The organism is Bacillus sp. S3, from assembly GCF_005154805.1.
Taxonomy (GTDB): domain Bacteria; phylum Bacillota; class Bacilli; order Bacillales; family Cytobacillaceae; genus Neobacillus.
Window position 1 is genome coordinate 2,385,671 of record NZ_CP039727.1, and the last position, 21,878, is coordinate 2,407,548.

At 40.1% G+C, this 21,878-nt stretch carries 27 protein-coding genes; 18 read left to right on the forward strand and 9 right to left on the reverse strand.

What is annotated here, in order from left to right:
- Positions 1–8: 8 nt before the first annotated feature.
- Positions 9–338, reverse strand: coding sequence for a hypothetical protein (locus tag FAY30_RS11490; protein ID WP_149870012.1), 330 nt, complete (start codon positions 336–338; stop codon positions 9–11).
- A gap of 141 nt (positions 339–479) precedes the next feature.
- On the opposite strand from FAY30_RS11490, the gene FAY30_RS11495 reads away from it, so the two are divergent.
- The 7 genes from FAY30_RS11495 to FAY30_RS27140 all read left to right on the forward strand — a co-directional run bounded on the left by FAY30_RS11495 (position 480) and on the right by FAY30_RS27140 (position 7,504).
- The gene (locus tag FAY30_RS11495) at positions 480–1,511 is read left to right on the forward strand and encodes a threonine aldolase family protein (protein WP_149870013.1); all 1,032 of its coding nucleotides are present in this window, start codon (positions 480–482) and stop codon (positions 1,509–1,511) included.
- A 276-nt stretch (positions 1,512–1,787) separates the two neighbouring features.
- Positions 1,788–2,819 (forward strand): Bug family tripartite tricarboxylate transporter substrate binding protein, encoded by a 1,032-nt coding sequence (locus FAY30_RS11500; protein WP_149870014.1) that lies wholly within the window; start codon positions 1,788–1,790, stop codon positions 2,817–2,819.
- Positions 2,820–2,876: 57 nt separating this feature from the next.
- The gene (locus FAY30_RS11505) at positions 2,877–3,329 is read left to right on the forward strand and encodes a tripartite tricarboxylate transporter TctB family protein (protein WP_149870015.1); all 453 of its coding nucleotides are present in this window, start codon (positions 2,877–2,879) and stop codon (positions 3,327–3,329) included.
- 27 nt (positions 3,330–3,356) lie between these two features.
- Positions 3,357–4,883 carry a tripartite tricarboxylate transporter permease gene (locus FAY30_RS11510; RefSeq protein WP_149870016.1) on the forward strand — a complete coding sequence of 509 codons (1,527 nt, stop codon included), beginning with the start codon at positions 3,357–3,359 and terminating at the stop codon, positions 4,881–4,883.
- A gap of 72 nt (positions 4,884–4,955) precedes the next feature.
- Positions 4,956–6,566: an ATP-binding protein gene (locus FAY30_RS11515; protein ID WP_149870017.1), complete on the forward strand. Its 1,611-nt coding sequence runs from the start codon at positions 4,956–4,958 to the stop codon at positions 6,564–6,566.
- Positions 6,544–7,251 carry a response regulator gene (locus tag FAY30_RS11520; RefSeq protein WP_149870018.1) on the forward strand — a complete coding sequence of 236 codons (708 nt, stop codon included), beginning with the start codon at positions 6,544–6,546 and terminating at the stop codon, positions 7,249–7,251. The genes FAY30_RS11515 and FAY30_RS11520 overlap by 23 nt, the downstream gene beginning before the upstream one ends.
- Before the next feature lie 82 nt (positions 7,252–7,333).
- Positions 7,334–7,504, forward strand: a complete 171-nt coding sequence (locus tag FAY30_RS27140; RefSeq protein ID WP_190284883.1) for a hypothetical protein — start codon at positions 7,334–7,336, stop codon at positions 7,502–7,504.
- A gap of 74 nt (positions 7,505–7,578) precedes the next feature.
- Here the strand turns inward: FAY30_RS27140 and FAY30_RS11525 are convergent, their stop codons facing one another.
- Together FAY30_RS11525 and FAY30_RS11530 are read right to left on the reverse strand one after the other, a co-directional pair.
- Positions 7,579–7,716: a YjcZ family sporulation protein gene (locus FAY30_RS11525; protein ID WP_149870019.1), complete on the reverse strand. Its 138-nt coding sequence runs from the start codon at positions 7,714–7,716 to the stop codon at positions 7,579–7,581.
- Between the two features lie 42 nt (positions 7,717–7,758).
- The gene (locus FAY30_RS11530; RefSeq protein WP_149870020.1) at positions 7,759–7,869 is read right to left on the reverse strand and encodes a YjcZ family sporulation protein; all 111 of its coding nucleotides are present in this window, start codon (positions 7,867–7,869) and stop codon (positions 7,759–7,761) included.
- 159 nt (positions 7,870–8,028) lie between these two features.
- Here FAY30_RS11530 and FAY30_RS11535 point away from each other — a divergent pair, with 159 nt between their 5' ends.
- The 3 genes from FAY30_RS11535 (at position 8,029) to FAY30_RS11545 (ending at position 10,618) form a co-directional block, all read left to right on the forward strand.
- Positions 8,029–8,664: a pentapeptide repeat-containing protein gene (locus FAY30_RS11535; protein WP_149870021.1), complete on the forward strand. Its 636-nt coding sequence runs from the start codon at positions 8,029–8,031 to the stop codon at positions 8,662–8,664.
- Between the two features lie 104 nt (positions 8,665–8,768).
- Complete coding sequence (locus FAY30_RS11540; protein ID WP_149870022.1) at positions 8,769–9,326, forward strand: hypothetical protein; 558 nt, start codon at positions 8,769–8,771, stop codon at positions 9,324–9,326.
- A gap of 296 nt (positions 9,327–9,622) precedes the next feature.
- Positions 9,623–10,618 (forward strand): hypothetical protein, encoded by a 996-nt coding sequence (locus FAY30_RS11545; protein ID WP_149870023.1) that lies wholly within the window; start codon positions 9,623–9,625, stop codon positions 10,616–10,618.
- A 68-nt stretch (positions 10,619–10,686) separates the two neighbouring features.
- On the opposite strand, the gene FAY30_RS11550 is transcribed toward FAY30_RS11545, so the two are convergent.
- Both FAY30_RS11550 and FAY30_RS11555 read right to left on the reverse strand, forming a co-directional pair.
- The gene (locus FAY30_RS11550; RefSeq protein ID WP_149870024.1) at positions 10,687–11,697 is read right to left on the reverse strand and encodes an HAAS signaling domain-containing protein; all 1,011 of its coding nucleotides are present in this window, start codon (positions 11,695–11,697) and stop codon (positions 10,687–10,689) included.
- The gene (locus FAY30_RS11555; RefSeq protein WP_149870025.1) at positions 11,684–12,031 is read right to left on the reverse strand and encodes a PadR family transcriptional regulator; all 348 of its coding nucleotides are present in this window, start codon (positions 12,029–12,031) and stop codon (positions 11,684–11,686) included. Before FAY30_RS11555 ends, FAY30_RS11550 begins: the two co-directional genes overlap by 14 nt.
- A gap of 243 nt (positions 12,032–12,274) precedes the next feature.
- Between FAY30_RS11555 and FAY30_RS11560 the strand changes: the two genes are divergently transcribed.
- From FAY30_RS11560 to FAY30_RS11585, 6 genes are all read left to right on the forward strand, one after another.
- Complete coding sequence (locus FAY30_RS11560) at positions 12,275–13,717, forward strand: MDR family MFS transporter (protein ID WP_149870026.1); 1,443 nt, start codon at positions 12,275–12,277, stop codon at positions 13,715–13,717.
- 211 nt (positions 13,718–13,928) lie between these two features.
- Positions 13,929–15,119 (forward strand): branched-chain amino acid ABC transporter substrate-binding protein, encoded by a 1,191-nt coding sequence (locus FAY30_RS11565; protein WP_149870027.1) that lies wholly within the window; start codon positions 13,929–13,931, stop codon positions 15,117–15,119.
- An 86-nt stretch (positions 15,120–15,205) separates the two neighbouring features.
- Positions 15,206–16,192 carry a branched-chain amino acid ABC transporter permease gene (locus FAY30_RS11570; protein ID WP_149870028.1) on the forward strand — a complete coding sequence of 329 codons (987 nt, stop codon included), beginning with the start codon at positions 15,206–15,208 and terminating at the stop codon, positions 16,190–16,192.
- Positions 16,193–16,201: 9 nt separating this feature from the next.
- Positions 16,202–17,497 carry a branched-chain amino acid ABC transporter permease gene (locus FAY30_RS11575; RefSeq protein ID WP_149872675.1) on the forward strand — a complete coding sequence of 432 codons (1,296 nt, stop codon included), beginning with the start codon at positions 16,202–16,204 and terminating at the stop codon, positions 17,495–17,497.
- 3 nt (positions 17,498–17,500) lie between these two features.
- Positions 17,501–18,277 carry an ABC transporter ATP-binding protein gene (locus FAY30_RS11580; protein WP_149870029.1) on the forward strand — a complete coding sequence of 259 codons (777 nt, stop codon included), beginning with the start codon at positions 17,501–17,503 and terminating at the stop codon, positions 18,275–18,277.
- A gap of 11 nt (positions 18,278–18,288) precedes the next feature.
- Positions 18,289–18,990 (forward strand): ABC transporter ATP-binding protein, encoded by a 702-nt coding sequence (locus FAY30_RS11585; RefSeq protein ID WP_149870030.1) that lies wholly within the window; start codon positions 18,289–18,291, stop codon positions 18,988–18,990.
- Between the two features lie 72 nt (positions 18,991–19,062).
- On the opposite strand, the gene FAY30_RS11590 is transcribed toward FAY30_RS11585, so the two are convergent.
- From FAY30_RS11590 to FAY30_RS11605, 4 genes are all read right to left on the reverse strand, one after another.
- Complete coding sequence (locus FAY30_RS11590) at positions 19,063–19,218, reverse strand: type II toxin-antitoxin system antitoxin (RefSeq protein WP_149870031.1); 156 nt, start codon at positions 19,216–19,218, stop codon at positions 19,063–19,065.
- A 13-nt stretch (positions 19,219–19,231) separates the two neighbouring features.
- On the reverse strand, positions 19,232–20,089 hold the full coding sequence (locus FAY30_RS11595) for an SPFH domain-containing protein (protein WP_149870032.1): 858 nt from the start codon (positions 20,087–20,089) through the stop codon (positions 19,232–19,234).
- Positions 20,090–20,435: 346 nt separating this feature from the next.
- Positions 20,436–20,633 carry a YwbE family protein gene (locus FAY30_RS11600; RefSeq protein WP_149870033.1) on the reverse strand — a complete coding sequence of 66 codons (198 nt, stop codon included), beginning with the start codon at positions 20,631–20,633 and terminating at the stop codon, positions 20,436–20,438.
- The gene (locus FAY30_RS11605; protein ID WP_149870034.1) at positions 20,633–20,827 is read right to left on the reverse strand and encodes a hypothetical protein; all 195 of its coding nucleotides are present in this window, start codon (positions 20,825–20,827) and stop codon (positions 20,633–20,635) included. The genes FAY30_RS11600 and FAY30_RS11605 overlap by 1 nt, the downstream gene beginning before the upstream one ends.
- A gap of 138 nt (positions 20,828–20,965) precedes the next feature.
- Here FAY30_RS11605 and FAY30_RS11610 point away from each other — a divergent pair, with 138 nt between their 5' ends.
- Together FAY30_RS11610 and FAY30_RS11615 are read left to right on the forward strand one after the other, a co-directional pair.
- Positions 20,966–21,376 carry a hypothetical protein gene (locus tag FAY30_RS11610; protein WP_149870035.1) on the forward strand — a complete coding sequence of 137 codons (411 nt, stop codon included), beginning with the start codon at positions 20,966–20,968 and terminating at the stop codon, positions 21,374–21,376.
- A gap of 48 nt (positions 21,377–21,424) precedes the next feature.
- Complete coding sequence (locus FAY30_RS11615) at positions 21,425–21,862, forward strand: cell wall hydrolase (protein ID WP_149870036.1); 438 nt, start codon at positions 21,425–21,427, stop codon at positions 21,860–21,862.
- Positions 21,863–21,878: the final 16 nt, after the last annotated feature.

Here is a 21,878-nt window from a genome sequence, read left to right on the forward strand (position 1 = left end):
TTATGCGATTACTGGCCAACATGATTTCGAAGCTTTTTTTCATGCTGTGCACTCTTAATACTTAGGTAATCAACAGTTTCTTGTGTCTCTGTCAACTCCACTCTGAAACCATTAAGTTTAGATTCTAGACGGTCAAATCTTTCGTCCATCTGTTCAAACCTTTCATCCATATGGTTTTCAAGATCTGTTTTCACGTTTTCAATTTTGTTTTCAAAATCCGTTTTCACGTTTTCAATTTTTCTCTCAAGATCATTCTTCATTCCGTCTAATTTTGTATCAATTTTCGAAGAGTATAACTTTAATGCATTCAGTATTTCGTTAATTCCTGACTGTTCCATGTCTTCACCTCCTAAAGTGTATTATAACCTTTCTTTTTTCATGTATCTATGTTCGGATTCGATTATTTTCAACAAATTTTTTCAAGAATTTTTAAAAAATATGATACGATAGGTAGGAAAAAATATCATGGAGGCAATTAAATGTATAGTTTTAAGAACGATTACAGTGAAGGTGCACATCCCAGAATTTTGAATGCATTAATCGAATCCAATTATGAGCAAGAGGAAGGCTACGGAGAAGACCGTTTTTCATTAAAAGCAAAAGAATTGATAAAGGAAAAAATCGGGCGAACCGACGTGGATATTCACTTCATATCCGGCGGGACACAAACGAATCTGATTGCTATTTCAGCTTTCTTACGACCGCATGAAGCCGCGATCGCAGCAAGTACCGGCCATATTCTTACACATGAGACGGGTGCAATCGAAGCAACCGGACATAAGGTCATTTCAGTCGAAGCAGCGGAAGGGAAGCTGACCCCAGTTCTCATAAAGTCTGTACTCGAAGCTCATACGGATGAGCATATGGTAAAGCCGAAGCTTGTTTACATATCTAATTCGACTGAAATTGGATCCATTTATAATAAGAGCGAATTGCAGCGATTAAGCGATTGCTGTCAAGAAAATAATCTCATTTTGTATATGGATGGGGCAAGGCTTGGATCAGCGCTCTGTTCGGAAGAAAATGATCTTCAGTTAAGCGACCTCACCAAACTTGTAGATGCCTTTTATATTGGCGGCACAAAGAATGGCGCACTTATAGGCGAGGCATTAGTGATTTGCCGTGATTCACTTAAAGAAGATTTTCGCTTTCATATCAAGCAAAAAGGGGCATTACTGGCAAAAGGGAGACTTCTGGGCATACAGTTTCTTGAACTGTTTCGGGACAATTTGTACTTTGATTTGGCCGTGTATGCGAATAAGCTGGCTGGGGTGCTAAGAGACGAACTAGGGAAAGCCAATTTTACGTTTTTGACTCATTCACCATCGAATCAACTATTTCCGATTCTGCCTAATACCGTTATTGCCGAATTGCAGAGTAAATATGCTTTCCATATATGGGAACCGGTTGACACCGATCATTCTGCCATTCGTTTGGTGACCTCGTGGGCAACGAAAGAGGAGGCAGTTAAATCGTTTATTGAGGATTTAAAAAAACTAAAGGAAAAGTAGGAGCAATCACTTAGGCTGATTTAGTAGAAAACCTCCTTTGGAGTCATTTTGCATTAGGGGTGGCAAAAGTAAAATAAAGCATGATTCAATCATGAGTTTCTGGCGGTCTCCAAAGGAGACCGCTTTTATCATTTTCATATTACTAGCCCGTTTAAAACTACTGCGAACAATATGAACAAAATGATTAATAAGATTTTAATGCTGTTTATAGGTAAAATATTTTAATTTATAAAAATCTTTGTAAAATTGAGAAAACGGTTACAAGGGGGATTTAACATGTTTTCATTGAAAAAAATTTCGGCAGTTATGTGTGCTGGAGCATTGGCATTAAGTTTAGGGGCTTGCAGCAGCAAAGAAACAGCCAGCCCAGGTAAGAAGGAGGAAAAAGGGACAGGCTATCCAACTAAAGCCATTACAGTTGTTGCTCCATCTGGTGCGGGAGGCGGCTGGGATTTAACCGCACGTTCGTTTACAAAAATACTGAGCGAAACAAAACTAGTTTCACAGCCATTGACGGTTGAGAATAAACCGGGCGGGGGCGGTGCCGTATTTATGGCAGAATACGCGACCCAGCAAGCTGCAAATAACGATATGCTCTTTGTGAATTCACCACCGATTATTATTAATAACCTTAAAAAGGAAGGAAACAGTCCTTACGGTTACAAAAATACCACACCTCTCGCGCAGTTAACAAAAGACTTTGGTGCCATTGTTGTCAAGTCAGATTCCAAATATAAAGACTTGAAATCGGTATTAGAAGAAGTGAAGAAAGATCCTAGTAAACTTACATTTGCAGGTGGATCAGCACCAGGTTCCATGGACCATTTAATTTCGATTCTTCCTGCTTATAAATACGGAGTCGATCCGACAAAAATCAAATACGTTTCCTATGATGGCGGAGGGGAAGCCATTACCGCCTTACTTGGCGGCAATGCGGATGTCATTGGCACCGATGCCTCCAGCGTGAAGGAATTTTTAAAGGCTGGAAAGGTCCGTGTGCTGGCGGTGACTTCATCTGAGCGATTAGCAGGTGACTTTAAAGATGTGCCAACTGCGAAAGAGCAAGGTGTCGATGCAGAGTTCACCATTTGGCGCGGTGTGTTTGGCCCTGAGAAAATGTCTAAGGAAGCCAAAGCCTATTGGGAAACAGCAATCGATAAGCTAGTGAAGACAGATGAGTGGAAAAAAGAAGTGGAAACGCAAGGCTGGGAATTGGAATATAAAAACAGTGCTGATTTCAAAACGTTTTTAGAGGAACAAAATCAACAAGTTCAGCAATTGTTAGAAGCACTGGGTATGCAAAAATAAAAAAAGTGGGAAGGAGTAACTTTCTCCTTCCTAATTTTTTTAAAAGGGGGAGTTCAAATGGCGATAAAATTTGACAGAATTGCATCTGTAGCATTTCTTGTTGTTGGTATTTTATTTATTGTCGGGAGCAGGAATTTATCCAGCACATCATACGGAAGTGTGGTTGGGCCCGATATCTTTCCATTTATTCTTGGAATCATGCTGGTTTTATTAAGTATCCGTTTATTTTTCGAGTCTGCCGCAAGTACCGGGGAAGGGGAAAAGAAGGAACCTTTACAATACAAACCATTCTTAATAATAGCAGCTGCCACATTGGTTTATATTTTAACCTTAGAAATGATCGGTTATGTGATTACAACCTTTCTGTTTTTGTTTATTTGCTTTCAAACAATGGAACGGTCTAAGTGGCTTACATCACTAATCATCTCTGCAGTATTTTCAGGAGTTGTTTATTTCATTTTCGTTGAAGTATTAAAGGGCACATTGCCAGGCTGGCCCATTTGGTTTTAACACCACTGTAGAAAGGAGGAATATCTTTTGAGTACTCTTGATTATTTATTTCATGGATTTGGAACAGCACTTATTTGGTATAATATCATTTTTGCCTTTATAGGGGTGTTAATAGGGACGGCGGTTGGTGTTTTGCCAGGGATTGGTCCTATGAGCGGGGTAGCACTCCTAATCCCGGTAACAGCTTCTATCACTGGGGGACTGCCGCCGGAACAAGCGGCAACAAGCGCGATTATCCTTCTGGCAGGCGTTTATTATGGAGCGATGTATGGGGGTTCGACTACTTCTATTCTATTAAATACACCGGGGGAGTCCTCGTCTGTTGTAACGACATTAGATGGATACCAGATGGCGAAGAAAGGAAGAGCTGGAAGCGCCCTATCGATCGCCGCAATTGGCTCCTTTGTTGGTGGACTTGTGACAATCATTGCATTGATTGTCTTAGCAAAGCCTTTATCCAATATAGCGCTTAAATTTGGCCCGGCTGAATATTTTTCGTTAATGCTTCTAGGGCTTGCTGCAGTTAGCGGGTTAGCAGGGAAATCGGTCACAAAAGCATTAATTATGACTATTTGCGGGTTATTACTCGGAACGATTGGGATTGACAACGTTTCGGGAATTGCCAGATTCACCTTCGATGTTCCGTGGCTTTACCAAGGAATCGAATTCTTAACCATCGCTGTTGGGCTGTTTGCGCTCGGTGAGGTGTTTAAAACGATTTTAGAAAAAGAAGAGGAAGACGGGGAAATTGCGAAAATAAATAATATGCTTCCATCTAAAGAAGAGTTTAAGGAATCGGCAGGACCGATTGCCCGTGGTTCCCTTCTAGGCTTTTTTGTCGGCATTTTACCGGGAGCAGGTGCGACACTGGCATCCTTCTTCTCTTATATTCTCGAAAAAAAGATTTCCAAAAATCCCTCGAAATTTGGAACAGGTGCAATTGCTGGTGTAGCGGCACCGGAAACTGCGAATAATGCCGCATCCGGCGGCGCGATGATCCCTTTACTGACATTAGGTATACCGGGTTCGGGAACCACTGCTATTTTAATGGGAGCGTTAATGATGTACAATGTCCAGCCCGGGCCATTATTATTTGAGGATCATCCACAGGTTGCCTGGGGTCTGATTGCTAGTATGTTTATCGGAAACATTATGTTATTAATCTTAAATTTGCCACTTGTAAAGGTATTTGCCAAAATCATTGAGACACCGAAGAAATATTTGATTCCGATGATTATCGCCATCTCGATATTTGGTGTCTATGCGGTACAAGTATCAACATATGATCTTTTGCTTTTATTAGCATGCGGTGTTCTTGGTTATTTCTTTAGTAAACATGACTATCCGATTGCCCCGCTTGTTCTCGGTCTTGTATTAGGACCTATGATTGAGAATAATCTTAGAAGGGCATTAACCATATCTAATGGAGATTACGGTGTATTTTTTACCCGGCCGCTTTCTTTGGTATTTCTACTGATTACGGTACTTTGGCTTGTTGTACCATTGCTGTTGAAACGGAAAGGGAAAGAAGTCATCATTAATGTAGAAGGGTAGATTTCAGAAGATTAAGAAAAAACTCCTTTTTAAAAGGAGTTTTTTTTTATATGATAAAGAAGAGGTGCTTTTATGCGATTACATACGAAATTAATGCTTGGAATCTCCATACTTATTATTGTCCTTGGAACGATTATTGAATTTACATTTAAAAATATTTTGGAAACCAATTTGAAACATGAAATCGGTTCTAAAGCATTATCTGTTGCACAATCGATTTCGAGTATGCCGGAGATCGAAGCTGCTTTTAGCACAAATAATCCGTCAGCGATTATTCAACCCATTGCTGAAAAAATTCGCAAGCAGGTTGACGCGGAATTTATCGTCATTGGAAACCGGAATGAAATCCGCTACTCTCACCCGAATCCCAAACGGTTAGGACAGAAAATGGTAGGTGGAGATAATGGCCGTGTGTTTAAAGGGGAATCGGTCATCTCAGAGTCCACCGGAACCCTCGGACCTTCCCTGAGGGGGAAGGCACCGATTTTCAGCGGGGAAAAGGTAATCGGTGTTGTTTCTGTGGGTTACCTCCAAACTGATATCGAAAAAGAAGTAGCAAAAATCCAGAAAAAGATCTTTGTTGCTACATTAATTATTTTATTCGGCGGGCTGATCGCTGCACTATTAATCTCGCTCAATATTAAAAGAGCCATTTTTGGATTGGAACCAAAGGAAATTGCCTGGATGTATCAGGAAAAACACGCGATTCTAGAATCCATTCATGAAGGAATCATTGCCATTGATACGAACGGCAGGATCACGGTGGTAAATGAAACAGCCCACACCATTTTAAAGGTACCAATGCAAACATTGCTTCGCGGAAAACGAATTGAAGAAGTCCTGGAAAATACACATCTGCTTAAAGTCGTTGAAACGGGACAAGCCGAGTATGATCAGGAAATTTTGATTTCAGGAGAAGTTTATTTAGCCAATCGCATTCCTATTTTCAATAATAAGGATGAAGTAATAGGTGCGGTAGCCAGCTTTCGGAATAAGTCCGAGCTTACCAAGCTCCTAAAGGAATTATCGCATATTAAAACGTATGCGGAGGGCTTGCGGGCCCAAACCCACGAATATTCTAATCGGCTTTATACCCTGTTGGGCTTGATCCAGCTCGGTTCCTATAAAGAAGCGATTGATTTTATCTCAAAGGAAGTAGATGTGGCCCAAGGGTTCATTCAATTTTTAATGAAGGAAGTACCTGACCCGATTATTGCCGCCTTTATCTTAGGGAAGGTAAGTTTAGCAAGTGAATTAAAAATTCAATTTTCAATCGACCGAGAGAGCAGCTTTACAGATGTACCTGCAGCGATTAGCAGGGACTCGTTAATAACCATTATTGGAAACCTGGTGAATAATGCCTTTGAAGCTGTAAGAGAGAGTGACAAAGAGGAAAAGAAGGTTGCCCTATTTTTAACCGATCTTGGCAAGGAATTGATTATGGAAGTAGAAGATAACGGTAATGGAATAGAGGAAACTAGCGGCAATCTGATATTTAAACAAGGTTACACAACAAAAGACACAAGCAGTAATGCTGGAATTGGACTAAGTTTAGTACAAAAGGCGGTTAACGAATTAGGCGGAACGATCACGTTTTCTTCGGCAAAGGGAGAAGGCACAATTTTTACTGTGGCAATACCAAAAAGTAGGGGGGATTTGGATGAAGGGGAACCGAGACATTGAAGTATTAATTGTAGAGGACGACTTAAGGGTGGCTGAGATTCAAAAACGTTTTCTAGAGCAGATTGAAGGGTTTCAAACAGTCGGGATTGCTGCAAGTTATGTGGAGGCTAAAACGTTAATTGAGATCATGCAGCCTGACTTGCTCTTACTTGACGTCTTTTTTCCAGATATGAACGGACTGGATTTGTTGAAGGAAACAAAGCAGCAGAAGAAACAAATGAACGTCATTATGATTACGGCAGCAAAAGAGATTCAAAGAGTGCAAGAAGCCATTCGAATTGGTGTATTTGATTATATTATTAAACCTGTTGTGTTTGAACGTTTAAAACAATCCTTACTCCGTTTTAAGGATTTTCATCGAAAGTTGGTACAGTTAGAAGAAGATGGTTACCATGTCACTCAGCAGCAGGTTGATCAGCTTCTTCGAAAAGAAGTTGAAATCGGCTCAAACGAAAAGGTTTATTTGCCGAAGGGAATTGATCCACTCACACTCGAAAAGGTGCTCGAGGTTTTAAGCAGGGAAGGCGGCGGCCATACGGCTGAATTAGTTGCCAAAGAAATTGGTGTCAGCCGGACAACCGCTAGGCGGTATTTAGAACATCTTGTATCAGAGGAAAAAATCGAAGCAGATCTCGCATACGGAACCGTAGGCAGGCCGGAGCGGGTATATGTTGTAACAAAGTAACGGTGAAGTCGTTTTGCAATCCTTCATTGACATTTTATTATATTATAATAAGATGGAACTCCATGAAAATGAGGAATTTTTTATGAGGGAGGAAAAAATGGGCTTTATTTTTCAATTTTTGATCATTTGGGTTTTTAGCTTTGTGATTGCAAGGATGTTAAGTCCTTTTTCAAAAACACAATGGAAAAATGATTTTATGATTACGTCAGCTCAATCCTTAATCATTACGATTTTACTGGTGTATTTCTTTTAATGCGTTCGGTGCAATAAAGTACTGAATGAAATGGAAAAAGCCCTTCGTAAAGGGCTTTTTCCATTTACTTTATTTTAATAGAAGCAAGTTGCTCCAATGATGATGAGCAAGATAAACAGTACAACGATTAAAGCAAAACCTCCACCGTAACCAACTCCACCATAACCATAGCCTCCGCAGCAGCCGCCGCCAAATCCACCGTATCCATACATAGTTAATATCCACCTTTCAATTTTGTTTGTAATTTTTTTCTCTTAATAAAAACCGCCGAATCCTCCTCCAACGAACGAAGCTCCTATAATAATGAGAAGGATAAACAATACAACGACTAAGGCAAAACCTCCGCCTGCTCCTACACCATCCATAAATGCAAACCTCCTTTCATCTACTCAATATGTATATGAAAAAATTCAAAATGCGAATGGGCTATATGAAAAATACCTAATTTATTTCAACTTGGAGGATGGATAGGTTAAAATAAAAACATCTCAATTACTAAATAATTTGATGAAAGAGGCAATTGTATGAAAATTGATTTTCCCAAGATTTCAGCTGACTTACCAACAAAGAATTTCCAAGATATTTTATTTGAAGAAGACCCGGAATTAGAAATGTGCCAGGTCATTGACTCTGTTTTTGAAAATGAAGAAATTGGCCGGGTGCGTTTATCCAATATGGTGATTAAGAATTGCCGATTTAACCATACCGATTTTAGGGGGATTGACATAACCGATGTTTGGTTTGAAAACTGCGATTTATCCAATACCAATCTGAGCAAGTCTTCCATTCACCGGGTTGTATTCAAGAATAGTAAATTAGTGGGTGTGGATTTTACTGAATCACGGTTTGGAAATGTTCAGTTTGACAATGCTGTTTTAAACTTAGCGGCGTTCGGGGACTCAAAGCTTGAAAAATGTAAGTTTCATGAAACGTCACTTAAAAACACCGATTTCTTTGAATGTAAACTGAAGAACGTTGAATTTCAGTTTTGTATTTTGGATGGAGCAAACTTTGAACAAACGCCACTGAAGGGCATCGATATCAGTACCTCAACATTTAATTCGCTGACGGTGTCGATGGATGATTTAAAAGGCTGTAAAGTCTCATCCTTCCAAGCGATTCAATTCGCCGCATTAATGGGGTTGGTGATCAAGGATTAGGGGATTTAGTTCGTGACTGTTCGTTAATAAATAGGATAAAAATAAATTTAATCGACAAATATTTACATTAATTGCTATAATCATGAATGAAGGAGGTGAGAAAAGTGGAAGAAACACTTAAATTAATTTTGGACAAACTCAATAACCTTGACCAAAAAGTAAGCAGCCTGGACCAAAAAGTAAGCAGCCTGGATCAAAAGGTAAGCAGCCTGGATCAAAAGGTAAGCAGCCTGGATCAAAAGGTAAGCAGCTTGGATCAAAAGGTAAGCAGCCTGGATCAAAAGGTAAGCAGCCTGGATCAAAAGGTAAGCAGCCTGGATCAAAAGGTAAGCAGCTTGGATCAAAAGGTAAGCAGCCTGGATCAAAAGGTAAGCAGCCTGGACCAAAAGGTAAGCAGCCTGGATGAAAAGGTAAACACAATGGAACAAGAATTAAAGAGACATGGGGATTTAATTTACCAGTTAATTGAGACGGTTGCAGCTACGAATGTAAAGATTTCTGAAACAAACGCAAGAGTTGGCAGACTTGAAAATAAAGTAGACACTGTTATTGAAGATGTTCAAGATATCAAAACTTCTATGGCTACAAAACATGATCTTGAATACTACGATCAGATGATTTCCGAACACTCCAGAGAAATTCATAAGTTAAAAAATAACTAACACTTCAAAGGAATTCCTCACAATTACATTTCCATAGATAAAAATCCTCGTACTTGCTGCTCCAATAGCTACGGGGATTTTTAATGAGATTTTGTTCATTCTACTCCCAGACTCGATCAATTGGTCATTAGACGAAACAAATGATGGTACTAACGCGCTGCTGAGGAAAGGATATAAAATCATTGATGAATGTGAAACATTTCACATAAAGTTCACGAATAGGACGGTCATGAAACGAGATAATAATGTATATTACCACTATAATCATATTGTTTATGTTATTAGGGGGATTAGGAATGAGAAAGATATTTCAAACTTTATTAATACTTGGACTGATCATGACACCAATTTTTACAGAAGCACATGTGAAATGGTTCACAGAAGTTGCGCCACATAAGGAATCGATTGAACATATTTTATCACCGGCGTTTATGATGTTAGCCCTTGTTGCTGCTGTTGTTTTGGCTTCATTAACATTGTTTATTCCGAAGATGGCTGAATGGAAACCAGTGAAAACATGGGAGCATCGACTCTCCAGTTTAAGGAAATATTCACGTCATTTGCTAAAATACGGGACTGCTGCTGCGCTGATCATTCAAATTGCCAATGGTACGTTATTTGCTCCGGAGTTCCATATCGAAAATACGATTGTGGTTGTATTGACATGGATAACCATTGGATTTTTATTAATCCCGCATCATATCGCAACAAAAATCGGTGCTTTGATTTTATTAGGGTTATTTATGTATGTAACGGTCCATCACGGTATTTTCTATATGTTAGATTATGGATTTTATGTTGCCATCATTGGTGTCCTATTAGTTGGAAATACGAAGCTTGAAAAAGCAGGATTCCCATTCCTCTACCTAGGAACTGGTTTGTCGCTCAGCTGGGTAGCCGTTGAAAAATGGGTGTATCCAAGCATGGCATTAGATATTGTAGCTAATCATCATGTGCCAACATTTGGCTTCGAACCAGGGTTGTTCGTTGTGATTGCTGCATTTATTGAATTTGTTGTCGGGTATTTATTAGTAGTCGGAATTTTAAATCGCGTGCTGGGGTTTGTCGTTACATGTATTTTCATTTCGACCACTATGCTTTTTGGAATGACAGAAGTGATTGGCCATTTCATGATTCATATTGTTTTAATCATCTTCATTATTGAGGGGGTTTCCTTTTACAACCCGCCGATTAAGATGCACAAAACGAAATCGGATCAATTTATCTTTGTCTTTTTAAATTTCATATTCGTGCTAGCGACATTTTTGTTACTATATTATCGATTTGCATAAGAATACGAGTATTTTAGTGGATAGAAAAACCTCCGATTGACTCATTCCGATCGGAGGTTTTTCTAGTATTATCTTATTCTAGCTTTACGATAACTCTCGAAAATTTCAATAATTATAGTGACAACGCTGGATGCTACGATGAGCTTCCAGATCCATATCAATGAAGAAGCTACAGTGGAAGAGCTGGTTTCAAACAATTCCGCTATATAGGGAATCATGGCATCATTGAGCAAATGCGGGTTGCTTGCAATGACGATTAAAGTAATCGCACTTAAAATATGAATAATCGCATTCACAGTAACAAGCTTCATCGTCCATTGAGCGGCTTTCCATTTAAAAATAATTAATCCTAATTCCAAAACGATAAAAATTGCGATGATCGGCCAGTATGACATCAAGGTATCTTGATTAAAAATGGGCATAATGAATTGCAACCCGTTACCATCTGAGGAACGGTAAACACCAATAAGGTGGTCAGCATAGAAATAAGCAATTGCCCACACGGCTGTCCAGATGAAGCTAAACAAAAGATCTCCTTTTGAAATCGCTTTTTTCTTTGGAATGATTTTGGCATACTTTAAATCCTCAGGCGTCCATTTGTTGGATATCTTTTTATGCGGCAGTTCAGCGTTTGAAATACCAACTCGCTCTACGAAGGCAAATACAACGGTGAACCAAAAGAACACTTGGATGAGGACATTAATGACATTGGCAATAATGATTCCAATGGAGTGAATGACCACAGAAAGAATCGCTTCTTTACCGGAAAAGAACATAACATTCTCGAAAATATGAATGAAGATGGTAACCAAAATGGCCCATGGTATTACCCGCTTCATGGTCAGAATATAAATATCATATAGATTCGGCCCAATTAAATACATAGGTGTATCACGATAGCTTGCAGCGAGCACTGCAGGATTTCCAAGTTTCGAAAGTGCGTCCTTCACATCTTGTTCCGTGAAATTTTCTGGGAGCATATCCTCAATCGTGGACCTTAGCTCCAGGGCAACATCATCCCGTGTCTTCACAGAAAGTCTTTTTGTTACTTCGTACACATAAACCTCAATCAGATTCAAGGTTTTCATCTCCTTTTAATATTGATGTCAGCTCCAGCGTCATCTTTGTCCATTCATCCTTTAATTGCAGGTAAACCTCCATCCCATAATCACTTAAAACGTAATACTTCCGCGGCCTGCTTTCCGTTGTATCCCAGCTGCTCGTAACGAGTTCCTGTTTCTCTAATCGCCGCAACAGGGGGTAGAGCGTACTTTGCTCTATGACCACACCGGCATTTTCAAGCCGCTGTACGAGTGAATAGCCATATTGGGGGGTACGTAATTGACTTAAAACGGCAAGTGTAAGTGTTCCTCTTCTTAGTTCGGTCATAAATGTATCTAACAAAGAACTCATGCTCTTATCACCTCATTTATCTATACTGTATATTACACACTATTGTATTTTCTCTAACAATACATAATGTATCTTATTCAATGATCTGTAAAATGATTCGGGCATTGAGTAAACATTTCTTTATTTGCAAAAAACATAAGAACTGTCCACGTAGCACGAAAGCATTTCATTGGAATTCATAAGGAAAACAAGGTAATCTGTAACAGTATATTTTTTAATTAGGGTAGCAGGGGAGTTGGATGAATGGAAAGATCGGACAATAATCAGTCGATGATTGTGGGACTTTTGCTGGCTGGAACGTTTATTGCGATTTTGAATCAAACACTGATGATTACAGCGATACCTCCGATTATGGTTGAAATGAACATTACCGCAAACAGTGCACAATGGCTGACGACTGTCTTTATGCTGGTGAATGGGATTATGATTCCAATTAGTGCCTTTTTATTAGAACGATTTACCACGAGGCAGTTATTTATCTCGGCGATGAGTATTTTTGCAGTGGGAACCGTTGTGGGTGGAATCGCTCCTACTTTTGAAATTCTTTTATTAGGCAGGGTGATTCAGTCGATTGGGGCAGGCGTGATGCTGCCGTTAATGACCACCGTATTTTTACTCATTTTTCCGATCAATCGGCGCGGTGCAGCAATGGGGCTTGTCGGGCTTGTGATTTCCTTTGCACCGGCCATCGGTCCAGCGCTGTCCGGTTGGGTGACATCGCATTTTTCATGGAGAGTGTTATTTTTTATTATTTTGCCTATTGCACTTATCGATATCTTTGTCGCATTCCGTTTCTTGAAAAATGTCACTGAGATTTCCCGGCCAAAAGTGGATGTATTGTCAATCCTGCTTTCTTCAATAGGGTTTGGCGGACTTCTTTACGGATTTACATGTGCCGGCAATTACGGTTGGTCACACGTATCGACTGTTTTATCATTAGTGATTGGCGGCATATCATTGCTGTTATTTATTTTCCGCCAGTTACGACTAAAACACCCGATGCTGGAATTTCGTGTGTTTACGTTTTCAATTTTCCCGTTCGCGATTATCATTGGAATGATTGGCTTTATGGGCTTAATTGGAGCGGAAACGATTATCCCGCTCTTTATGCAGAATATGAGAGGATTTTCTGCCTTTGAGGCAGGCTTAGCGTTATTGCCTGGTGCTCTTGTGAGTGGGTTCATGTCACCAATTGTAGGGAGAATCTTCGATAGATTCGGTGCGAGATGGCTTGTGATGATCGGCTTAACCATCATGACAGCTGCATCATTTGCGTTTACCACTTTAAGTCCGTCGACAACGATGACCTATATTACGGTCCTTTACGGGATAAGAATGTTTGGTCTTTCGATGGTAATGATGCCGGTCGCAACAGCTGCCCTGAATCAGTTGCCAAAACGATTAATTCCACACGGGGCTGCCATGGATAATACGATGAAAATGATTTCAGCTTCGGTAGGAACCGCTATTCTTGTAACAGTTATGACAACAACAGCGGAAGCAGCGAAACACCGTCCGGAGATCTCTTATCCGGATATGCACGGAGCGAATATCGCCTTTATGGTGGTATCAATTCTTTCGTTAATAGGACTGATCCTCTCTTTTTTCATTAAGCATAACCGACAGGCTGAAGGCGAATCGGACGGAAAAAGACAGAGAAATGTCCGAGTGAAACTCCAGGAGTAATAGATCAACTGCTGTAAAAGGGAGTGCCATATTTTTATATGGTGCTCCCTTTTTATTTGGTTTTTCTCCAATAGGGTCCCGTTTTTGCGTGTGGGGTGTCAGGCACCAGTTGTCTAAAATTGGAATGAATAAATTGTCCTATTTTATTCTTTGGACAAATATACATATTAAAGGAGGAGCCTGTATTACAAAGAAAAAGGGGAGGGGCAATATGAAGGTGAAAAAATCATTAGCATTATTGTTAACGGGGGGCTTGGCTGCGAGTATTTTTTTAGCTGGCTGCGGCTCTAAGTCCGGGGATGGTGGAAAAAGCAGTTCAAACATGATTAAGATTGCGACACAAACCCCACTTTCAGGGGGCAGTGCGACAATTGGGGAAGCCATTAAGCTGGGTGCCCAAATGAAACTAGATGAGGAAAAGAAAAAGTTTAAGGAATTAGGATTTGATCTGCAGCTGGTACCTTACGATGATCAGGGGGATCCAAAGAAAGGGGTGGCCAATGCTCAAATAATCGGGGCAGATAAATCGATTATGGCGGTGGTTGGCCACTTTAATTCAGGCGTCGCCATCCCATCATCTGAGGTTTATGAAAAATATGCGATCCCAATGGTTTCACCAGCAAACTCTGCGGTAGAAGTAACATCAAGGGGATTAAAAACCGTCAACCGTATTGTCGCTCGTGATGACTTCCAAGGCCCTGCAGGTGCTGAATTTGCCGTAAATACATTAAAAGCGAAGAAAATTTTTATCATCCAGGACAAAACGGCATACGGGACAGGTCTTGCAGAGGCTTTCAAAAAGGCTGCAGAGGAAAAAGGTGCTGAAATTCTCGGCTTTGAAGGGATTACCGTTGGAGAAAAAGATTTCAATGGTGTTCTAAATCAGGTCGTTTCCAAAAAGCCTGATTTGGTCTATTTCGGAGGAATCTACGCTGAGGGCGGACTCATTATTAAACAAGCTCGTGAAAAAGGCATTACTGTCCCATTTCTTGGCGGGGATGGTTTAGATGCTTCTACACTGGTTGAAATAGCAGGCGGTGCGATTAAAGATACGTATATTACTTCGCTGGCCGGGGATTCAACGAAAACTGAAGAAGGAAAGAAGTTTACGGAGAGCTATAAATCAAAATTCAACAAAAGCACGGAATCGTATTCCGTATACGGCTATGATACGATGGGCGTGGTTTTAAAGGGAATAGAGGATGCCATCAAAGCAAATAACAACAAAATGCCAACTCGTGAACAAGTAAGGGATGCCGTTCGCGGTGTGAAGGATTATCAAGGTGTGTTAACAAAAGTCAGCTTCGATGATATCGGTGACAATAATTATGCAAAAGTGTTTATTTATAGTTTTAAAGAAGCAAAATACCCAGCTGAATTAGTGGGAGAAGTTAGTAAATAACAAGATTGAAAAGGGTATACCTCATTTTTCCAGAGTGAGAATACCCTTTTCTTTCTATGGTTAATTGGGACAAGGGGGGAAAGCTTTTGTTTAACGAAATACTCCAATCAATCCCGCAGGTGTTGATCGATGGTCTTACCTTGGGAGCGGTGTACGCTGTTATTGCGATCGGCTACACAATGGTCTACGGGATTTTGGAATTAATTAACTTTGCACATGGGGAAATATTTATGTCAGGTGCATTTATTGGAACGGCGGTATTAATCGTTTTAACGGGAATCGGATGGGTTTCATCCGTACCGGCAATCGTGATGCTGATCGCGGTCCTCTTATTTACAGCTATTCTTACTGGCTTCCTCGGAATGGGAATCGAGAGGGTGGCCTATCGGCCGCTTCGGAATGCACCTCGGTTAATCCCGCTGATTACGGCAATTGGTATTTCATTCTTATTACAGGATATTGTTCGATTCATTGCAGAATTAAAAAAAGGAAATTACATCGTAACAGGCCCAAGTTTATTTACCAATCAGATTTCCATTAAAGCCTCATCAGTAAGCTCGATATTTAATGATGCCACGATTAAAACATCGTTTGTGATTGTTCTTGTGGCGGCGGTGATTATGATGATTGGTCTTGACCTCTTTGTTAATCGAACAAAGTGGGGGATGGCACTGAGAGCTGTCGCGCAAGATCGGGAAACAGCTTCGTTGATGACCATTAATGTGAATAAGGTAATCTCGATGACCTTTTTTATCGGTTCAGCCCTGGGCGGAGCAACGGGGGTGCTTTTTGCTGTACAATACGGAACTATAGACCCTTATATTGGCTTTATTCTTGGCTTGAAGGCGTTTACGGCCGCTGTTTTAGGCGGTATTGGAAATATTCGTGGAGCCATGTTCGGAGGGTTGCTGCTTGGATTATTAGAAATGTTTGCTTCCGCTAATTTAACCCTTTTATCTCATGGGGTATTCGGTGCTGAGTATAAAGATGTATTTGCGTTTATTATCCTAATTCTTGTACTACTTTTTAAACCGGAGGGCTTATTCGGCAAACCGGTAACCGAGAAAGTGTAGGTGAGAAGAATGAAAGCGCTTTGGAATACCTATAAACAAAAAAGATCTGTACAAGGGGTTTTTCTTCTTATTTACATTGGAGTCACATCTTTGGGGTTATTTTTAGCACAAAAATCAGTAACAGCATTTCTTCTTCTATTAGCATCGCTATTACTATTATATTTTACTAACTTCAAGAATCTTACCAAATGGGTCATTGCAGGAGTGGTGTTAGTATTTTTACTCCCTTTCACTGCCAGTAATGGAGACGGCTATCAATCCTATATGGAAGTGGCGACACTTGTTGGAATCTATATCTCAATGGCATTGGGATTGAATATTGTCGTAGGGATGGCCGGGCTTCTTGATTTAGGATTTATCGCGTTTTTTGCCGTCGGGGCCTATTCCTATGGTATATTTGCTACCGCACAAGCCAATAATTTTATGCCATTTGGCCAATTTCCACTTTCCGGAGAAAGTTTTTGGATTTTTATTTTAATCGGCTGTTTTGTTGCCGCCTTGTTCGGGGTTCTACTGGGAATACCGGTGCTTCGGGTGAAAGGAGATTATTTGGCGATTGTTACACTGGGCTTTGGTGAGATTATCCGAATTATCTTTAATAACTTGGATCGACCTATTAATATTACAAACGGAGCAATGGGACTCCCTTCGGTTACACCGCCCCGTTTGTTTGGAATAGACTTTCTTTATCCAAGTCAATTCTATTACGTTGTGCTGATCATACTGGTATTTACCATTTTTACTGTCCGCCGTTTTGAACATTCAAAAATAGGCCGTTCGTGGAAAGCCGTAAGAGAAAATGAAATCGCTGCTCAGTCAATGGGTGTCCCATTAGTAAAAACTAAATTACTGGCCTTTGCTATCGGCGCCTCCTTCTCAGGTATGATGGGCGTTGTCTTTGCAGCTAAACAAGCATTTGTTGATCCGACAAGTTTTACCTTACTTGAGTCCATTACGATTCTCGTCATGGTCATCTTGGGTGGAATGGGCAGTGTTCCAGGCGTGATTCTTGGAGCTGCGGTTATGACGATTCTAAACCTTCAAGTATTAACAGAGATAACAAATTGGTTAAATCAGCTAAGTACATCTGGAGCTTTTTCCATTCCAGACGCACTGTCTCCTTCAAAAATGCAAAGGATGATCTTCGGATTGCTCCTAATCCTATTTGCTCTCTATCGGCCACAGGGTCTCCTGCCAGCTAAGAATCGAAAATATAATGAAAAAGCATTACGAAAGGGAAGCGAGGAGGCTGCCGGTGAAACTGTATCAGAAAATTCACCAATCGAGAAAACTCAGGAGGTGTAGCAAATGGCCATTTTAGAGGTGCAAAATTTATCGAAGAAATTTGGCGGTTTAACAGCAAATCAGGATGTTTCGATGAAAGTGGAGAAACATTCAATTACAGCCGTTATTGGACCAAACGGTGCTGGAAAAACAACCTTTTTTAATATGATTACGGGTGTCTATCAGCCTACTTCAGGGACCATTTTACTTGAAAATGAAAAAATAAATGGGTTAAAGCCCCATGCGGTTTGTCAAAAGGGAATCGCAAGAACATTTCAGAACATCCGGTTATTTAATGAGATGTCCGTGCTTGAAAATGTGATGGTTGGAATGCATACACGGTTAAAAGCAGGTTTTCTTGGGATTTTATTCAATCTACCGACCATTCGGAAGGAAGAGGCTGCTTCGGAAATAAAGGCGTATCAATTATTAGAATATGTTGGGCTGGAATCCTTTTTAAATGAAAAAGCGTGCAATTTAAGCTACGGGGCTCAAAGAAGATTAGAGATTGCAAGAGCGCTTGCTGCCGGTCCTAAGATCCTATTATTAGATGAGCCGGCTGCAGGTATGAATCCAAAGGAGACAAAAGAGCTGACCGGGCTGATTAAAAGGATGCGGGATGAATTCAATTTAACCGTCATTTTAATTGAACATGACATGAAGCTTGTCATGGAAATCTCTGAACAAATCTTCGTACTCGATCATGGGGAAAAAATTGCAGAAGGAAGGCCCGAAGACATCCGAAATAATCCAAAAGTGATTGAGGCATATCTAGGATCTGGGGCTGTTCAAGCTGGATAGGGGGGAAATCCATGCTTCAATTAAAAAACGTAGAAACCTTTTATGGCGGCATACAGGCTTTAAAAGGAATTGATGTTTCTGTTGAAAAAGGGGAAATTGTTACACTAATTGGCAGTAATGGTGCCGGTAAATCAACGACATTAAAATCAATCAGCGGTCTGACAAAAGTAAAAACAGGAAACATTGTTTATAATGGAACGGACATTACCAATAAACCGGCTCATGAAACAACACTATTAGGAATTGCCCATGTTCCCGAGGGCAGGAGGATTTTTCCAAGACTATCAGTCAAAGAAAACTTATTAATGGGAGCTTTCTCAGTCAAGGGTAAGCAGGTGATTGAAGAAAGAATGGAGCGTGTCTTCCATTATTTCCCTAAGCTGAAAGATCGACTGGAGCAAAAGGGAGGGACAATGAGCGGTGGAGAGCAGCAAATGCTTGCGATTGGTAGAGCCCTTATGATGTCGCCGGATTTACTCATGTTAGACGAGCCCTCCATGGGTCTTGCACCCATTATAGTGGAACAAATCTTTGAAATCATCAAGGAATTAAACGGAGAAGGGATAACGATCCTGCTCGTTGAACAAAATGCCTACCAGGCCTTACAAGTAGCTGATCGCGGTTATGTTATTCAAACGGGAGAAATTAAGCTCAAAGGAAACGGACATGATTTGATAACAAATGATGAAGTTCGGGAGGCGTATTTGGCTTAAAAAGGGAAATGAGGTTCAAATTGAAGAAAAGCCTGTAAATCTATAAATTAGAGATACAGGCTTCTTTTTTATCTAATCTTTTTTTAGTCTTCCTGCCTTTTTGGCTGCCTCTTTTAAGATGACTTCAATTTGGGCGTTTACACTTCTGATTTCATCTTCCGCCCATTTTTCCAGCACTTCATATAACTTGGGATCAATGCGAAGCGGAAATGATTTTCTTTTCGTCATTTACGACACAACCTTAATAGATGCTTCCTGTATTAATAATGGGTTGGGTTCCTTTTTCAGAAACAATGGCGACCATCAGGTTATTGACCATCTGCGCTTTTTTCTCTTCATCAAGTTCAACAATTTCTTGCTCTGCAAGCTGGTCAATTGCAGCTTTTACTAGCCCTACTGCACCGTCGACAATGACTTTCCGCGCAGACAGGACAGCTTGCGCTTGTTGTCTTTGAAGCATGGCAGAAGCGATTTCAGAGGAATAGGCAAGGTGCATAATCCTGGCTTCGATGACGTCAACACCGGCAACATCCAGTCTTTTCTGTAAATCATACATAAGGACTTCGGCTACTTCGTCGCTATTTTGCCGAAGTGTCAATGTGCTTTCCATATTACCGAACGAATCATAAGCATATCTGCTTGCAATATGACGAATACCGGTTTCACTTTGAATTTGAATGAATTTTTCGTAGTTTTCTACATCATATAAAGCTTTAGCAGCATCTCTTACTTTATACACTACAACGGCTGCAATCTGAATCGGATTTCCTTCTAAATCATTTACTTTTAGCTTCTCGCTGTTAAAGTTGGTCACACGTAATGATACGCTTCGCTTGAATGTGAATGGAATGGTGGCCCATAATCCCTGATCTCTTATAACTCCGAGATAAGTTCCAAAGAACGTCAATACTTTTGCTTCGTTTGGCTGAACAATGGTTAAACTGGTGGCAATAATTAATCCAATCAATAAGACGACGATTCCGGTAATTTTAACCGAAATCTCTCCGGTTACGATTAAATAAATTCCAAAACCAATACACAAAAGCGCAATAATAAGTGCTGCAAAACCATTCATTTTAAATATTGATTTTTCCTGCATTTGAACCCCTCCAAATGAAAAATATGATATAAAAGTGATATCATATTTATATCATAAGGCAATAGTTTAAAAAAGTAAATATTTATATAAAATTCCACTACTTTTCCATTAAGGAAGGGTGGATTTTTAATAATGAGACTGTGTTTAAGCACATTTTGATTGGAGTGGAAGGCGCGAGACTCCTGCGGGAGCAGCGGGACAGGTGAGACCCCACAGGCGCTTTAGCGCCGAGGAGGCTCACCGCCCGCCCCGCGAACCGCTTGCGCCTGGAACGGAAATCAACATTCATCTTTAACATAGCCTAAAAATAAAAAATGCAAAGCATCCAAGAATGCTTTGCATTTCGTTAGTCATTATGGATTTTTTGTACCCGGCCGACTTGTCCATCTGTTAGCCTGACCTTGATCCCATGTGGATGGGTACTTGATTTGGTGAGAATATCTTTCACAGTTCCATGGGTGAGCTTGCCAGTTTTTTGATCAGCTTTTAATACAATATCAACCAAAAGCCCTGGTGTTACATCTTTCCTGTTTTGGCCGTTCATTATACACCCATTTTTCTGCGGGTATTGCTCGGCTTTTTGGATTGCTGACTTTTCAATTTCTTTGTGGAAAGATCACCATTCGTCTTTCCATTACCAGCTGAATTCTGGTTCTTTTTGTTTGCAAGCTGCTGCTTCATAGCCTCTTGCAGGCTGATTTTCTTTTTTGTTCCATCGGTTTGATTACTCTCAGACATATAAACATCCTCCATAAATTACTTTTTTGTTAGTCAAAGTATAATCTATTTTTAGGGAATTTGAAAATAAAATATCGAAATTAGCAATTGCATGTGATTCACATAAAATAAAGAAAAATTGTTCTGGGGTTGGTAAGTTTGAATAATTCAAAGAATATGAATCATAAAGGAAAAGGATTTAGCGATCCTAAAAGTAAAAAAATTTTACAACTAGAAAAACAGGTGTCATTGGGGCTTTGGGTTCAAGTCTTGGGTCAGATTATTGAACTCAAAGGGTTATCAGAACTTTTTCATTTAGAAGGTAACACGAATACAATAGGTGAACAACAAATACTAACTGGTGTTTGGATTAGGACAATTGGCCAGATTCTTGAGGCAGTATCTGTATCTAAACAATTAGGCGAAACAGATTTGGTCAAACTTCTCCAAGAACAACAAATAGCTATCACAGGAGATTTTCTTGTGTCAATTGGTTCCGCTTATGAAGTAATCGGTGGAATTCATGTACTAGAAGAGGAATCAGCCAAAATAACGCAAATCATTCCATAAAAGAACAGTCATTACGGCTTTTGCATACTATATGTTTGGGGTGATAATATGCCAAGAGTAAATTACCGAAGTTCAGATGTGGACTTAATGGCAAGGATGATGAGGGCGGAAGCTGAGGGTGAAGGGAAACAAGGCATGCTAATGGTCGGAAATGTAATAGTGAATCGGGTTCAAGCCGATTGTTTAGACTTTAAAAAAGTAAGAACAATCCCACAAGTCATTTTTCAAGTACAAGGAGGAAATTATTCCTTTGAAGCTGTTCAAAAAGGGAATGTATTTTATCAAAGAGCGAGAACGGCTGAAAAAAGATTAGCCAAACAGAATTTGGAATATTGGAGAGAACACCCATCAAAATATTCCCTTTGGTATTTCAATCCGTATGCTCCGTGCCCTCCAACATGGTATGGTCAACCTCATTCCGGTCAATTTAAACAGCATTGTTATTATGAACCAACAGCTGGAACATGTGATAGCGTTTATCGGTGAGCTTAAGCTTACTCAT